Origin of the sequence: Pseudomonas abietaniphila (genome assembly GCF_039697315.1) — a bacterium.
Classification (GTDB): Bacteria; Pseudomonadota; Gammaproteobacteria; order Pseudomonadales; family Pseudomonadaceae; genus Aquipseudomonas; species Aquipseudomonas abietaniphila_B.
The window spans coordinates 3,395,147-3,410,668 of record NZ_CP155619.1 but is presented as its reverse complement, the minus strand read 5'-3'; the positions used below and the strand labels follow the sequence as shown (position 1 = coordinate 3,410,668).

The window sequence follows — 15,522 nt, the reverse complement described above, 5'->3', positions numbered from 1 at the left end:
ATTTAGATCGATATTAATCGAAAAAATGCTGCCCTGTGGAAGCGAATTCATTCGCGATTGGCCAGGATGGTCGCCACCTCTCCATGGCCTGAAGATTTTTCGCGAATGAATTCGCTCCCACAGAAATCAGGAGCGCCGGCGTTAGTTAACCCTCCAGCTCGCTCAACACCTTCGAGACATGGTCGACAAAGAAGTCGACACTGCGTCGAGTGGTGACCATCGGCGGCTTGATCTTGAGGATGTTCAGGTAATCGCCGGTCGGCTGCATGAAGATGCCCAACTCCCGCAAGCGGTCGCACAGGTAAGCGGTTTCTTCGGTGGCGGGCGCCAGCGTCTCGCGATCACGCACCAGCTCAAGCCCCAAATAGAACCCGGAGCCGTGAACCGCGCCGACCAGCGGATGTTTATCGATCAGCGCCAGCAGTCGCTCCTTGAAGTGACCGCCAACCACCTGAGCGTTTTCCCAGAGCCGTTCTTCCTCCATGACGTCCAGCACGGCCATGCCGATCCTGCAGCTGACCGGGCTGCCGCCCGAGGACGAGAAGAAATACCCCTCGGCTTCCAGCGCTTCGGCAATCTCGCGGCGGGTGATGACAGCGCCCAACGGGTGACCGTTGCCCATGCCCTTGGCCATGGTAATGATGTCCGGCACCACGCCCTGCTCTTCAAAGCCCCAGAAGTAATGACCGAGGCGGCCGTACCCGACCTGCACTTCGTCAGCGATGCAAACGCCGCCCTGAGCGCGGACCTTCTGATACACCTGTTGCAGGTAACCCGGCGGCAGTGAAATGCCGCCCGCGTTGCCGTACACCGGCTCGCAAATGAAACCTGCCACCTGACGTCCCTGCTCGGCCAGTCGGGCCAGGTGCGCATCAACGCTCTTCAGGTAAAACGGTGTGCTGTCCGCGCCACGCGCTTCGCCACGGTAAGTGTTCGGCGCAACGACCGGGTGTACCCAGTCAGGACGCGTGCTGAGGGCTTGCGGGTTGTCAGCGATGGACGTCGAGATCGCGTCAGTGGCCACCGACCAGCCGTGGTACGCCTCAAGCACGCTGAGGACATCTCGCCCGCCGCTGTAGGCCCACGCCAGACGAATCGCCAGGTCGTTCGCTTCAGTGCCGCTGTTGACCAGAAACACCCGATCCATGCCTTCCGGCGCCAGCTTGAGCAGACGCTCGGAGAACTCGGCAATCGCGGCGTAATGGAAGCGCGAGTTGGTGTTGAGCAGCGACCACTGTTTGGCCGCCACCTGCGCCATGCGCGGATGGCCATGACCGAGCACGGCCACGTTGTTGAGCATGTCCAGATACGAACGACCCTGCATGTCGATCAAATGGTTGCGCCAGCCGCGCTCGATCTGCGGCGGCGCCTGGTAATAGTGTTTCTGCGAGCGGGCAAAACTGGCGTCGCGACGCGCAAGCAGGTGTGCAGCGTCCTCCAGAGGCGGCGCATCGCAATCGAAGCCCAACAAGCCTTGAGGCGATGGACACAGACTGCGCCATGCTGCGGCGCGCGAAGGCGTACAGAACAATGGTGGGCTGACGTCCGGCTCTGAACACAGCTGCACGATCAACGACCCGCCGCCCTGCCCGATCACGTCGCCGGCGCCGAATTCCACGCCGGAGTCAAAATCCGAGCGCACGCCCCACACTCGCAGGTTGGACTCTGCGCCGACCAGCATCAGCGCGCCGTCAGCGGTGTGGCGCAACGTGCCGTGAAACGGAGCGTGCACAGCGGTGCCATGAGGGATGACCACTTCGACATGCAGCGCGCAGGTGTCCGGCTCGCGAGCGCTGTCCGGCTGGGTTCTCGACAGCCGATATTCCCCATAACGGCTCGCGGCCAGGCCATGTGCGTGCGCAGTCTCTTTGAGCAATTGCTCGTCAATCCCGCTCTGTTCCCAGTTCCCCGCCTCGAAATGCTCGCTGAGCACACCCAGATCGACCGTCACAAAAGCTTGCCCGTTCAGGCTCGGCAATAAGGGGGAGTATGTCTGCGCACCATCTGGCGCTTCGAGCAAGCCGACGGCGTCCAGAATCGCTGCGCTCATCAGCGAGATCGGCACCGAGGTCGCCACGTCGAAGATGTTCCATTCACTCGCAAGGTTGGCCTGGATATAGGCGTTGTCGGGCTCGATGCTGGCTTGCTGCTCGCTGCTGAGCACCAGCACGGCCGAGCGGGCGACGATCAGCGGCCAGAGTGCCTGTAACTCCTCCGGCTGCAGGGGATTGATCGCGTGATACGCCTGGATCGCAGGCAGGATGTACAGGGGATCGCCCTCGGCGTGATGCAGCAACGCGGCGCAGGTCACGGACAGATCGGCGATGCGCCAGGTACGCACCAGATCACCAAAGTCGATCAAACCCTGCAACTGCCACATGGCATGATCGTCGCGTGCCCAGACGACGTTGTATTCGGTGATGTCCATGTGAATCGCCTGCACCGGCAGCGCGGCGATCAACGGCAGCAGATGCGCGTGGGCCTGCTCGGCAGCCTCGGCGATGCAGGCCCGCTTTTCGGCGCTGTCGATCACCGGCAGCAAATGTTTGATCAGCGCGCTCGCGTGACGCGGATCCCACTGCAGGATGCGCTCCAGTCCCGGATGCTCGAAGTTCGCCAACGCCACATCAACCTGGGCGCAGAGCTCGGCCAGCCCGACCCTCACATGCCGACTCAGGTGCTCGACGTGGGCCAACGACTGACCGTCGATGAACTCCAGCAAACGCACATGCACGGCATGCCCGCCTACATCCAGAGACAACAGATCCTTGCCGTTGAGGGCGCTCATCACGCCCGGTACCCGAACGCTCGACTGGCTGCCCAAATGCCGCAGTGCCGCATGCTGGGCATCCAGTTCCGACGTCGCATAGTCACCGTGGCAGATCTTCAACACATAGCGCCGACCGTCGCCGCCGTCGAGCAGGAAGTTGCGATCCTGATGGCTGCCCAATTCCTTTAGAGGACCCGCCAGACCATAGTGCGTCGACAGCAACTCGGCCGCGTCATTCATGCTGATTTCCGGGCAAGGCAGACTGGATCGACGAATCAAGGTAGCGAGCGGCATGTTGGAGGGTCCCAAGGACATGGATGGACGCGCAATATCGCCAGTTGCTGGCGGGATAAGCAACCCCGGCAGCACTGGAGTCAAGAAATTCAAGCAGTGATCGATAGATAGCGTAGCCGTTAAGCAAATGAAACAGTCGCGGCGGTTTTATGACGCTTTTGGGGTCTGGCCATCAATTAATTTCATGGCCTCTGGGCGGTTTGTGCCTTGCGCCTGTCACCGCCCACCCACAAGCTATGCTCGTTATCTTGACGTCCATCCAGGGAAGAAGGTTTAGCTATGCGAATACTTGTCACCGGTGGCGCGGGTTTTATCGGTTCTGCGCTGATCCGCCATTTGATCAACAACACCGACCACGACGTACTGAACTTCGACAAACTGACTTACGCAGGCAACCTCGAATCGCTGCAGAGTATCGTCACCAATACCCGCTATGAATTCGTGCAGCAGGACATCGTCGACCAGGACGCCGTCAGCAAGGTACTCGCCCGCTTCAAGCCCGATGCGATCATGCACCTGGCAGCCGAGTCTCACGTCGACCGCTCTATCGACGGGCCGGGTGAGTTCATCCAGACCAACATCGTCGGGACCTACAGCCTGCTGGAGGCGACTCGCGGCTACTGGCAAACCTTGCCGGACGCCGAACGTGCCGCGTTCCGCTTCCACCACATCTCTACCGACGAAGTGTACGGCGACCTGCATGGTGTCGATGATCTGTTCACCGAAACCACGCCGTACGCCCCCAGTTCACCGTATTCCGCCAGCAAGGCGGCGTCCGATCATCTGGTCCGCGCCTGGCAGCGCTCCTATGGCTTGCCGGTCGTGGTGACCAACTGCTCGAACAACTACGGGCCGTTTCACTTCCCGGAAAAACTCATTCCGCTGGTGATCCTCAACGCACTGGCCGGAAAACCGCTGCCGGTTTATGGCAACGGCCTGCAAGTACGTGACTGGTTGTTCGTGGAAGACCACGCCCGCGCGCTGCTCAAGGTCGTGACCGAGGGCAAGGTTGGTGAGACGTACAACATCGGTGGCCACAACGAGCAAAAGAACATCGACGTGGTGCGCGGCATCTGCGCGCTGCTCGAAGAGCTGGCGCCGGAGCAGCGCAAAGGCGTGGCCCACTATGCGGATCTGATCACCTACGTGACCGACCGCCCCGGCCATGACATGCGCTACGCCATCGACGCCAGCAAGATCGAGCGCGAGCTTGGCTGGACGCCGGAAGAAACATTTGAATCAGGGCTGCGCAAAACCGTGCAGTGGTATCTGGACAATCTGGAGTGGTGTCGTCACGTGAAGGACGGCAGCTACCAGGGCGAACGATTGGGCACCAACGTGAAGGATCTGATCGCATGACTAAAGGAATTGTACTGGCGGGCGGTTCGGGCACGCGCCTGCACCCCATTACCCTCGGCGTCTCCAAGCAACTGCTGCCGATCTATGACAAACCGATGATCTACTACCCGATCTCGGTGCTGATGCTGGCGGGCATCAAAGAAATCCTGATCATTTCCACTCCGCTGGACCTGCCGCAATACCGGGCCCTGCTCGGCGATGGCAGCCAGTTCGGCGTGCATTTCCACTACGCAGAACAGCCAAAACCCGACGGCCTGGCGCAGGCTTTCCTGATTGGCGAGGAATTCATCGGCGATGACTCCGTGTGCCTGATTCTGGGTGACAACATCTTCCACGGTCAGCACTTCAGCGATCAGCTCAAACGTGCCGCGAGCCATGACGCAGGTGCAACGGTATTTGGCTATTGGGTCAAAGACCCAGAGCGCTTTGGTGTGATCGATTTCGATGAAGAGGGTCACGCGCTGTCCATCGAAGAGAAACCCAAGTCGCCGAAGTCCAGCTACGCAGTGACCGGCCTGTACTTCTACGACAACGAAGTCGTCCAGATCGCCAAGGACGTCAAGCCCTCGCCCCGCGGCGAACTTGAAATCACCGACGTCAACAACGCCTATCTCAAGCGCGGCGACCTGCGCGTCGAGCGTTTCGGACGTGGCTTCGCCTGGCTGGACACTGGCACGCACGACAGTCTGCTGGACGCCTCGCAATACGTGCAGACCATCGAACATCGCCAAGGCCTGAAAGTCGCGTGTCTCGAAGAAATCGCCTACCAGAACGGCTGGATCGACAAGGCTCATCTGCTGAGCCGTGCTGACTATTTCGGCAAGACCGGCTACGGTCAGTACCTGTTCAAAATTGCAGGGGAAAGCCAGTGAATGTGACCGTAAGCGAGTTGCCTGAAGTCCTCATCATCGAGCCCAAAGTATTCGGTGATGAGCGTGGCTTCTTCTACGAGAGTTTTAACGCCAAGACCTTCGCCGAAAAAACCGGGATCAGCGCCCAGTTCGTGCAGGACAACCACTCGCGCTCACAAAAAGGCGTGCTGCGGGGCCTGCATTATCAAATCGAAAACGCCCAGGGCAAACTGGTGCGCGTAACCGCAGGCAGCGTGTTCGACATCGCGGTGGATATCCGCCGCAGCTCACCGCATTTCGGCAAATGGTTCGGCCTTGAGCTGTCAGCGGAAAACGCGAAACAGCTGTGGATCCCGCCGGGCTTCGCTCACGGTTTTGTCGTGCTCAGCGACTACGCCGAGTTCCTGTACAAAACCACTGACTACTACACACCTTCGGCCGAGCGCTGCATTCGCTGGGACGACCCGGACCTGGCCATCAACTGGCGCTTGAGCGAGGCACCCACGCTGTCCGCCAAAGACCAGGTCGGTAAGCGGCTCAAAGATGCGGATCTGTTTCCATGAGCGGGTCGCTGCGCATTTTGATCAGTGGCCAGCACGGCCAGGTTTCTCACGCGCTGCAAAACAGCCTGAAAGGTCTGGGCGAACTGATCGTGCTGGGCCGCGAACAGTTGGACCTGAGTCAGCCTGAGTCGATCCGGCCCGTCGTGCGGCACATCAAGCCGGACTTGATCATCAATGCCGCCGCGCACACGGCCGTCGATCAGGCTGAAAGCGAGCCAGAACTGGCCTTCGCCATCAACGCGACTTCTCCCGGCGTGTTCGCCGAAGAATCCGCGATGCTGGGCATTCCGTTGATTCATTACTCCACAGACTACGTGTTTGACGGCAGCAAGGACGGTCTGTGGAATGAGGCGGATGCGCCCAATCCTCTGGGCATCTATGGCAGTAGCAAGCTGGCCGGTGAACAGGCGATCACGGCGAGCGGTGCCCAGGCACTGATCCTGCGCACGAGCTGGGTGTATTCGCTGACGGGTCGCAATTTCCTGCTGACCATGCAACGTTTGCTGCAAGAGCGCGAGAAGCTGACCGTCGTCGCCGATCAGATCGGCGCGCCGACGTGGGCAGGGACCATCGCGCACAGCACACGCGCATTGATCGAGCGCTGGCGTGACGGCAGGCCGGGGCAATGGGGTGTTTATCATCTGACCGCCAGTGGCGAGACATCCTGGTTCGGTTTCGCAAACGCGATTGGTCAGGAACTGATCAAGGCGGGCAAGCCGTGCGCGACCCTGGAGCCGATTCCTTCCAGCGCCTATCCGACACCGGCCAGACGCCCGCTCAACTCACGCCTTGACTGCAGCCGTCTGCAGCGTGAATGGGGCGTAAGTCAGCCAGACTGGCATGATGCAATGCTGGAGTGCTTAGCTCAGCAGCGGTAGGCATAATGGGCCGACTCGATGCTGAGCGGCCCCGTCCGAATCACTGCATCGTCTGAACCGACGCTATCGCGAGCAAGCTCACTCCTTCAAGGCGTTACACCTGCCGCTGTGGGACCGAGCTTGCTCGCGAAGAGGCCGGCTAAGACGACCCTGATCCGCAGACCTCACGCAGGCATCGCAACGGACCCACCGGGCGATTTCATGACCAGCACCTCTTCACTCCCTCGTCGCCCTCGCTGGCGCAGCCTCGCGTTGCTAGCGCTGATCCTGGCGCCATTGCTGTGGCCCCTCGAACGCCTGGCAGAGCATTACTACCGCAATGAGCTGCTGAGCCAGAATCGCCAGACGCTGGACCTGTACGTCGCCAACCTGCTGGGTACATTGCATCGCTACGAAACGCTGCCGCAGATCCTCGGCGATCTGCCCGGTCTTCGCGCGACACTGGCCAACCCTCAGGACTCCACAGCCCAGAACAACGCCAACCAACTGTTGAAGAATATTGCGCAACAGACCGGCGCCGAAGTCATTTACTTGATGGCGCCCAACGGCGACACGCTCGCGGCATCGAACTGGGACAAACGCGACAGTTTCGTGGGGCGCAATTTTGCGTTTCGCCCCTATTTCAGCAACGCGATGGCAGGCAATCTCGGGCGCTTCTTCGGCCTGGGCACGACCTCAGCCAAACGCGGTTATTTCTTCGCCGCCGCCGTGCGCGAGGGCAATACGGTTATTGGCGTATTGGTGGTGAAGGTCGACCTGGACCTGACCGAAACCCTGTGGGGCAAGACGCCGGAGCAGCTGTTGGTCACCGACCACAATGGCGTGGTGATCCTGACCTCCAACCCGAACTGGCGATTCCGCGCGACGCGCCCGCTCAGCGAAGAAGAGAAACAGGCGATCGTCGCCATCCAGCCCTACCCGACCCGTGATCCACGGCCGTTGCAGCTGGATGACAATGGCTGGCTGACCCAGACCCAGCACATCGACGAAACAGGCTGGAGCGTGAGCATCCTGGCGCCCAAAGTGCTGGTTTCGCGCCCGGTGCGCACCGTCGTCGCCATTGGCGGCGCCACACTGCTCGTGGTCATGCTGTTGCTGGGCATCATGATGCAGCGACGTCGTCATTACCTGGACCGTATCAACTTCGAGGGCAAGGCACGGCGGGACCTGGAAATGCGGGTCATCGAGCGTACAGCCGATCTGGAGGGTTTGAACCAACGGCTGCGCCAGGAAGTGCTGGAGCGCGAGCATGCGCAACAGGAGCTGTTCCGCGCGCAGGACGAACTGGTTCAGGCCGGAAAACTGTCGGCGCTAGGCACCATGTCGGCCAGCATCAGCCACGAACTCAATCAGCCGCTCGCGGCCATCCGCAGCTACGCCGAAAACGCTGAAGTCTTGCTGGACCATCAGCGCACCGATGACGCACGCGGCAATCTCAAGCTGATCAGCGAACTGACCGGGCGCATGGCCTCGATCATCGCGCACCTGCGAGCATTCGCCCGGCGCGATCGCCATGCGCCGGAAAGCGTTGCGCTGCAACCGGCCCTGGACGATGCCCTGGCCCTGCTCGCCAAGCGTCGCAGGGCGATGGAAGTCGAGCTGATTCGCGACCTCCCGGACGCCACGTTGTGGGTTCAGGCAGGCGAAACGCGTTTGCGCCAGGTATTGGGTAATTTGCTGGCGAACGCTCTGGATGCACTCACCGAAAAAGGCCCGCCGCGCAAACTGTGGATCAGCGCCGAACACAACGCCGAAGGCGTGAATCTGTACATTCGCGACAATGGACCGGGCTTCTCCCGTGAGGCGCTGGAGCATGCGCGCGAGCCCTTCTTCACGACCAAGACCCGCACTCAGGGGCTGGGCCTTGGCCTTGCGATCTGCGATACCCTGATGCGCGCCCTGGGTGGCGAATTGCTGTTCGCCAATCACCCCGAAGGCGGTGCGCTGTTAACGCTGCGTATGCGCACCGGCGCTTCAGGGGTCAGTCTTCAACCGCCAGAGGATCTATCTGCATGACCACGGACACCGCCATCGACAGCCGGATTCAGGTGGTGCTGATCGACGACGACCCGCATCTGCGTCAGGCGCTGAGCCAGACTCTGGATCTGGCCGGACTGAAAATTCTTCCATTGAGCGACGCCAAAGGTCTGCAGGCACGCATCGAGCGTGACTGGCCGGGCGTGATCGTCAGCGATATCCGCATGCCGGGCATCGACGGGCTTGAACTGCTGAACCAGTTGCACGCTCAAGACCCGGAGTTGCCGGTGCTGCTGATCACCGGGCACGGCGATGTGCCGCTCGCGGTGCAAGCCATGCGCGCGGGCGCTTACGATTTCCTTGAAAAGCCGTTCGCCAGCGATGCGTTGCTCGACAGTGTGCGACGCGCCTTGGCGCTGCGTCGTCTGGTGCTGGACAACCGAAGCCTGCGCCTGGAGCTCAGTGATCGTCAGCAATTGAGCACACGGCTGGTCGGGCTCTCAGCGCCGATTCAGCGCCTGCGCGATCAGATCGGCGCACTCGCGGCGACCAAAGCCGATGTGCTGATTCTGGGCGAAACCGGCGCGGGCAAGGAGGTCGTCGCCCGCGCGCTGCATGATCTGTCCAATCGGCGTGCAGGGCCGTTCGTGGCCATCAATGCCGGCGCGCTGGCTGAGTCGGTGGTGGAAAGCGAACTGTTCGGGCACGAACCCGGGGCGTTCACGGGCGCGCAGAAGCGGCGCATCGGCAAGTTCGAATTCGCCAACGGCGGCACGCTGTTTCTCGATGAGATCGAGAGCATGAGCATGGACGTGCAGGTGAAACTGCTGCGCCTTTTGCAGGAGCGCGTGGTCGAGCGACTGGGCGGCAACCAGCAGATTCCGCTGGATATCCGGGTCATCGCGGCGACCAAGGAGGATCTGCGTCACGCGGCCGATCAGGGCCGTTTCCGCGCCGACTTGTATTACCGGTTGAACGTTGCGCCGCTGCGCATTCCCCCGCTGCGCGAGCGTGGCGAGGATGCGCTGGTGCTGTTCCAGCACTTCGCCGACGCCGCGAGCCTGCGCCATGGCCTGCCTCGCCATGAGCTGCAACCGGGACATCGGGCCATGCTGCTGCGTCACGCATGGCCAGGCAACGTGCGCGAACTTCAGAACGCCGCCGAGCGTTTCGCGCTGGGCCTCGAGCTGGAGCTGGAAGGTGCCGCCCACGCGAACATGCCGTCGTCGAGCGGCGGCCTCAGCGAACAGGTCGAAGCCTTCGAACGCGCCTTGATCGCCGCTGAACTCACCCGCCCTCACAGTTCGGTACGCAGCCTCGCTGAAGCGCTCGGCGTGCCCCGCAAAACCCTGCACGACAAGCTGCGCAAACATGGCCTGAATTTCAGCGGCGGTGGTTCCGATGACAACGAATGACTCAACATCGCAAATGCTGGAAGACGTTCTGCATCAGGACATTCCCCTGACTCGCGAGATGGGCGTCAAGGTCATCAGTTGGCAGAACCACTCGTTGCGCCTGCATTTGCCGCTTGAGCCCAACATCAACCACAAGAGCACGCTGTTTGGCGGCAGCTTGTATTGCGGCGCGGTCTTGGCGGGTTGGGGCTGGTTGTATCTGCGCTTGAAGGAAGCAGGGATCGAGGACGGGCACATCGTGATTCACGAAGGCCAGATCAGCTATCCGCTGCCCGTCAAACGCGACGGCGTGGCCATTTGCGATGCGCCGGATGACGCAACCTGGGACAAGTTCATGAAGATGTACCAACGCCGTGGCCGGGCGCGGCTGGCGTTGAACACGAGAATCGTCGCCGAGGGATCCGAGGATTCAGCGGTGGAATTCGTGGGGCAATACGTGCTGCACCGCTAAAACCGGAATTTGATATCTGTCCCTGTCCCTGTCCCTGTCCCTGTAGGAGCGTGGCTTGTCCCGCGATCGGCTGCGAAGCAGTCGCCAATCCGGCAATTGCGGTATTCCTGAATGATCGCGACTGCCGATTTTACTGCCGCTTCGCGGCAGATCGCGGGACAAGCCACGCTCCCACGCCCTCCGGGCAGAAGCAGAGTCGCTACAGATCCAGGATTGCGATCTGAAGGTATACCGCTCGCGTTCAGTTCTCGGACGTCGCCAACTCAATCAACGCATCCCGCCAGGCCGCCTCAGCCGGCAGCGCCAGAAAGAACCCGTTAAGCAGCGATTCTCGCGCCGGATAATCGAACGTCTCGCCCGCCAGGTTCAGCACCACCCCGCCCGCGCCTTCCAGTACGCCTTGTGCGGCGGCCGTGTCCCATTGCGAGGTAGGCGCCAGGCGCGGGTAGCAATCAGCGGCGCCTTCGGCCAGCAGGCAAAACTTCAACGAGCTGCCGATATTGGTCAGCTGTAAGTCGCCCACCACCGCAGACAAACCGGCGAGCAGCTTTTCCTGCTCAGGGCTTGAGTGACGACGGCTGGCCACGACCGTGAACGACTCCCCGGCCGCCGGCTTGTCACGCACGCTGATCGGCTCGACATGAGCGGCATCGTCGCTGCGCCACGCCCCCAGACCCGCACCGCCGAAGTAACAGCGGTCGTTGGTCGGCATCGACACCACGCCAAACACCACACGACCGTTCTCGATCAGCGCGACGTTGACGGTGAACTCTTCGCTGCCGGAAATGAACTCCTTGGTGCCGTCCAGAGGATCAACCAGCCACCAGCGCTGCCATTGGCTGCGCTCGCTCAGCGGGATATTGGCGTCCTCTTCAGACAGGATGTGAATGCCTGGGTCCAACGCTTTCAAGCCTGCGACCAACAATTCATGAGCCGCAATGTCAGCCGCCGTGACAGGCGAGTCATCCGACTTGGCGGTGACTTCCACGCCCGAGCGCCAGAACGGCAGGATGACTTCCCCGGCGCGGCGACACAGGTCGATCACCGGTGCGAGCAATGGGTGCGGGAGGTGGGCAAATACGTCGGTCATGGCTGGAACACTCCGCGCTGGGTCAGCAGGTCACGGGCGAGGTACAGCGCAGCCAACGCGCGGCCTTCCGAGAATTGAGGGTGTTGAATGAGGCTGGAAAGCTCGCGCAGATTGATCTTGTCCACACGCATCGGCTCAGGCTCATCGCCTGGCAGGCGCTCTTCATAGAGGTCGGTCGCCAACACCACCTGGATCTTCTGGCTCATGTAACCGGGCGACAGTGACAACTCCGTCAGGTGTTCAAGCTGGCGGGCGCCATAACCGGCCTCCTCCTTGAGTTCACGGTTGGCCGCTGCCAGCACATCTTCACCCGGCTCGACCAGGCCTTTGGGCAGTGACAATTCGTACTCGTCCGTCCCGCCGCAATACTCTTCGACCAACACCGCGTGCTCGGCATCGAGCATCGCTACGATCATCACCGCGCCATAACCATTGCCGCGTCCGACCAGACGCTCGTATACACGCTCCACGCCATTGGAAAAGCGCAACTGCACTTCTTCGACGCGGAACAGACGGCTGCTCGCGACAATTTCGCGGGCGAGTACGGTGGGTTTCTGGCGCATGACGAGCTCCTTGGCGTAGACGGGGTACTATACCGTGGCTTTTCCGAATGTCTTTGTCGGAAAGCCCAGTGACTATTCATCGCCGAGAGACCTGTATGCCTTCTTTGCCCTGGCGCGATATCGACACCGTTCTGCTGGATATGGACGGAACGCTGCTCGACCTGCACTTCGACAACCATTTCTGGCTGGAGCACCTGCCCCAGCGCTATGCCGAACTGCACGGTGTCAGCCGCGCCATGGCCCACATGGAACTGATGCCGCTGTTCGAGAAAAACGCCGGCACGCTGAACTGGTACTGCACGGACTTCTGGAGCGCAGAGCTGAACCTCTCGGTGAAAGACCTGAAGGTCGAGATCGCGCACTTGATTGCCCTGCGTCCGGATGCCGAGACGTTTCTGGCCGCCATCAAGCAGGCCGGCAAGCGCGTGATCATGATCACCAATGCTCACCGCGACTCACTGTCACTGAAGATGGAACGGCTGGAACTGGCGCCGTATTTCGAGCGTTTGATCAGCTCCCACGATTACGGTTACCCCAAGGAACATCCGCAGTTCTGGGACGCGCTGCACGCCGACATCGGCTTCGATCCCGCGCGCAGTCTGTTCATCGACGACACGTTGCCGATCCTGCGCAGCGCGGGGCGTTATGGGGTCAAGCATTTGCTCGCGGTCCGTGAGCCGGACAGCAAGAAGGGGCCGAAGGATACGGAGGAGTTTGCGGCGCTGGAGGATTATCGGGAGCTGATTGCAGGGCTGTAGGTCCTGGATGCTCTGTGGGAGTGAGCTTGCTCACGAATGCCGCATGCCACCCGCCAACGATGTTGCGGATGTGCTGGCCCTTTCGCGAACAAGCTCGCTCCCACAGGTTTTATGGCGAATCTGTTACTCCGGAATCCGCAAGGTCTGTCCTGGATAGATCTTGTCCGGGTGCGACAACATCGGCTTGTTGGCTTCGAAGATTTTGTTGTACTGGTTCGCGTGGCCATACACCGCTACCGAAATCGCGCTCAGCGTGTCGCCCTTTTTGACGACTACAAATCTGGCCGCCGCGATTGCAGGTCCGGTTACAGTGATTTGATCATCCACACTGCCAACGCCCTGGATATTGCCTGCGGCGAGAATGATCTTTTCCTTCTCTTCCTGACTGGCAACCTCGCCTGTCAGCGTGACCTTGTCGCCCTCCACCGTCGCTTGGACGTTTGGATTGCCCAGCCCCACTTTTGCGATGTGTTCCTTCAACTGCTCGCCAGCATTCGCGTTACCCGGCGTAAGAAGGTCAATGAGTTTCTCACCTGCTTCTTTGACGAAACTTAAAAGGCTCATAACCCGTTCTCCCTGCGTTTTTGTGATGTCCGAATTCCAACCATAGACGGGTCGTACACGCCGCTCCGTCCATCCGACCAATGACCCCATCGGCAATCAACGTCCCGTGCGACATCCTGTCGCGCTAGAATCGCCCGGCCAGCCCTGTGCCTTGCGGAGTGACAATGGACATCAAACAGCTGAAATTCCTGATCGCCCTCGATGAAACCCGCCATTTCGGGCAGGCGGCTGCGCGTTGCCATATCACTCAACCCACGCTGTCTATGCGTCTGCGCAGCCTGGAAGAAGAACTGGACTTGCCCTTGGTCAATCGGGGCCAGCGGTTCGAAGGTTTTACCGCGCCGGGTGAGCGGGTGCTGGCGTGGGCACGCACGGTACTGGCGGCGTATGACGGCCTGCAAGCCGAAGCTGCCGCCTGTCGCGGTCACCTGGTCGGTACGTTACGTCTGGGCGTTGTTCCGCTGTCGAACTTCGATCCGCTGCCCTTGCTGCAGCGTCTGCACGCCGTTCACCCGAACATGCGCTTTGAGTTGTCCTCACTGAGCTCCGAGCAGATCCTCGATCAACTGGCGAGTAATCGGCTGGACCTCGGCGTCTCGTACCTGGATCGTCTCGACACGGATCGCTTTGATTCACTCGAGCTGGCGGAAACCCGCATGGGGCTGATGTACGACCAGCGTCACTTCAGTTTTGGCGAAGAACCACTGAGCTGGGAAAGCCTGATCGAACTGCCATTGGGCATGCTCACCAGCGGGATGCACTTTCGCCAGTCCATCGATCACAACTTCCACAGCCGAAGCCTGCAGCCACAGCCGCTGATCCAGACCGACGCCGTGCATCAACTGCTGCAAGCGGTTCACGGAGGCTTCTGTTGCGCGATCATGCCGCTGGACGGCGGGCTGGAGACCCTGACCGAGCATCTGCGTCTGCAACCCATCGAGCACGCCCAGACACTGGCTCGGCTGGGGCTGATCATGCGCCGAGCCGCACCGCGTTCGGCCTTGGCCGAGGCGTGTTTTGGCCTGTATCAGAAAATGATCGAGCCTTCTTGATCGACGTCATCTATCACGGCATCAGTACTAGCAATTAGACGTTATCCGACCAGAAGCCTAGGCTTAGGGTCTGAATACTCTGCCGGTACTTCCCGATGCATTCCAAGCACACGGAGAGCACGGCGCCCGCAAAACAACTGCCCGCGCCTGCCGCAAGCCAGTCCTACAGCTACTCGAACCTGGAACACGACACCTGCGAACCTAACGTGCTCGCCGAAGAGGTGGCGTTGGCCATTGCCTATAACGGCATCAGCCAGGCCGTGATGCTGGTGACGCCCACCGATCTGGAAGACTTCATCGTCGGGTTCAGCATCGGCAGCGGCATCATCGAATCCCCTGACGAGATTTACGACATCAAGCTCGGCGGCTGCGGCTCGGCGCAAACCGCAGAAGTCGAAATCGCCAGTCGCGCCTTCTGGAACCTCAAGACCCAGCGTCGACAACTGGCAGGCGCCAGCGGCTGCGGGCTGTGTGGCGTGGAAGCCGTGGAACAGGCCCTGCCCGAACTGAATGTCCTGCCCGGTGCGCCATTGCCGCCCGCCGAATGGCTGAAAGGTCTGCGTGAGCGCATGAGCGAATTTCAACCGCTGGGCGAACACTGCGGTGCCGTCCACGCGGCGATGTTCATGAACAGTCAGGGCGAGTTGTTGATGGGCCGCGAAGACATCGGTCGCCACAACGCCCTCGACAAGCTGATCGGCGCCTTGATTCGCCAGAACATCCCGACCACGGGAGGTCTGGCGGTCGTGACCAGCCGCTGCAGCCTGGAACTGATTCAGAAAGTCCTGCGTGCCGGTATTCAAACCCTTGTCAGCCTGTCCTCGCCCACAGGCCTGGCGCTGCAATGGGCCCGCCGTCACAACCTCAACCTCATTCATTTGCCAAAACACAGTGCGCCGCGGGTTTACAGCCCTGCCTTGGAGAAAAAAGCGTGAGC

At 60.9% G+C, this 15,522-nt stretch carries 14 protein-coding genes; 10 read left to right on the top strand and 4 right to left on the bottom strand.

Annotated features, from left to right (window positions below; all coding sequences use genetic code 11):
- Positions 1-145: 145 nt before the first annotated feature.
- The gene (locus ABDX87_RS15210) at positions 146-3,064 is read right to left on the bottom strand and encodes an aminotransferase (protein WP_346828628.1); all 2,919 of its coding nucleotides are present in this window, start codon (positions 3,062-3,064) and stop codon (positions 146-148) included.
- 279 nt (positions 3,065-3,343) lie between these two features.
- Between ABDX87_RS15210 and rfbB the strand changes: the two genes are divergently transcribed.
- The 7 genes from rfbB (at position 3,344) to ABDX87_RS15175 (ending at position 10,558) form a co-directional block, all read left to right on the top strand.
- The gene (rfbB, locus tag ABDX87_RS15205; protein ID WP_346828627.1) at positions 3,344-4,423 is read left to right on the top strand and encodes a dTDP-glucose 4,6-dehydratase; all 1,080 of its coding nucleotides are present in this window, start codon (positions 3,344-3,346) and stop codon (positions 4,421-4,423) included.
- Positions 4,420-5,295, top strand: coding sequence for a glucose-1-phosphate thymidylyltransferase RfbA (gene rfbA, locus ABDX87_RS15200; RefSeq protein ID WP_346828626.1), 876 nt, complete (start codon positions 4,420-4,422; stop codon positions 5,293-5,295). Before rfbB ends, rfbA begins: the two co-directional genes overlap by 4 nt.
- Positions 5,292-5,837, top strand: a complete 546-nt coding sequence (gene rfbC / locus ABDX87_RS15195; RefSeq protein WP_346828625.1) for a dTDP-4-dehydrorhamnose 3,5-epimerase — start codon at positions 5,292-5,294, stop codon at positions 5,835-5,837. The genes rfbA and rfbC overlap by 4 nt, the downstream gene beginning before the upstream one ends.
- Positions 5,834-6,715 (top strand): dTDP-4-dehydrorhamnose reductase, encoded by an 882-nt coding sequence (rfbD, locus tag ABDX87_RS15190; RefSeq protein WP_346828624.1) that lies wholly within the window; start codon positions 5,834-5,836, stop codon positions 6,713-6,715. Before rfbC ends, rfbD begins: the two co-directional genes overlap by 4 nt.
- Positions 6,716-6,916: 201 nt before the next feature.
- On the top strand, positions 6,917-8,731 hold the full coding sequence (locus ABDX87_RS15185) for a sensor histidine kinase (RefSeq protein ID WP_346828623.1): 1,815 nt from the start codon (positions 6,917-6,919) through the stop codon (positions 8,729-8,731).
- Positions 8,728-10,107 carry a sigma-54-dependent transcriptional regulator gene (locus ABDX87_RS15180; protein ID WP_346828622.1) on the top strand — a complete coding sequence of 460 codons (1,380 nt, stop codon included), beginning with the start codon at positions 8,728-8,730 and terminating at the stop codon, positions 10,105-10,107. The genes ABDX87_RS15185 and ABDX87_RS15180 overlap by 4 nt, the downstream gene beginning before the upstream one ends.
- Entirely contained in the window at positions 10,094-10,558 is a 465-nt protein-coding gene (locus tag ABDX87_RS15175) for a thioesterase domain-containing protein (RefSeq protein WP_346828621.1), read from the top strand. Before ABDX87_RS15180 ends, ABDX87_RS15175 begins: the two co-directional genes overlap by 14 nt.
- A 241-nt stretch (positions 10,559-10,799) precedes the next feature.
- On the opposite strand, the gene cysQ is transcribed toward ABDX87_RS15175, so the two are convergent.
- On the bottom strand, positions 10,800-11,648 hold the full coding sequence (cysQ, locus tag ABDX87_RS15170; RefSeq protein ID WP_346828620.1) for a 3'(2'),5'-bisphosphate nucleotidase CysQ: 849 nt from the start codon (positions 11,646-11,648) through the stop codon (positions 10,800-10,802).
- A complete protein-coding gene (nudE, locus tag ABDX87_RS15165) occupies positions 11,645-12,211 on the bottom strand; it encodes an ADP compounds hydrolase NudE (protein ID WP_346828619.1) in 567 nt (188 codons plus the stop codon). Before nudE ends, cysQ begins: the two co-directional genes overlap by 4 nt.
- A 95-nt stretch (positions 12,212-12,306) precedes the next feature.
- Between nudE and yrfG the strand changes: the two genes are divergently transcribed.
- Complete coding sequence (yrfG, locus tag ABDX87_RS15160) at positions 12,307-12,969, top strand: GMP/IMP nucleotidase (RefSeq protein ID WP_346828618.1); 663 nt, start codon at positions 12,307-12,309, stop codon at positions 12,967-12,969.
- A gap of 123 nt (positions 12,970-13,092) precedes the next feature.
- Here the strand turns inward: yrfG and lysM are convergent, their stop codons facing one another.
- Positions 13,093-13,533, bottom strand: coding sequence for a peptidoglycan-binding protein LysM (gene lysM, locus ABDX87_RS15155; protein ID WP_346828617.1), 441 nt, complete (start codon positions 13,531-13,533; stop codon positions 13,093-13,095).
- Positions 13,534-13,697: 164 nt separating this feature from the next.
- Between lysM and ABDX87_RS15150 the strand changes: the two genes are divergently transcribed.
- Positions 13,698-14,585: a LysR family transcriptional regulator gene (locus tag ABDX87_RS15150; RefSeq protein ID WP_346828616.1), complete on the top strand. Its 888-nt coding sequence runs from the start codon at positions 13,698-13,700 to the stop codon at positions 14,583-14,585.
- Positions 14,586-14,680: 95 nt separating this feature from the next.
- Entirely contained in the window at positions 14,681-15,520 is an 840-nt protein-coding gene (fdhD, locus tag ABDX87_RS15145; protein ID WP_346828615.1) for a formate dehydrogenase accessory sulfurtransferase FdhD, read from the top strand.
- Positions 15,521-15,522 lie beyond the last annotated feature (2 nt).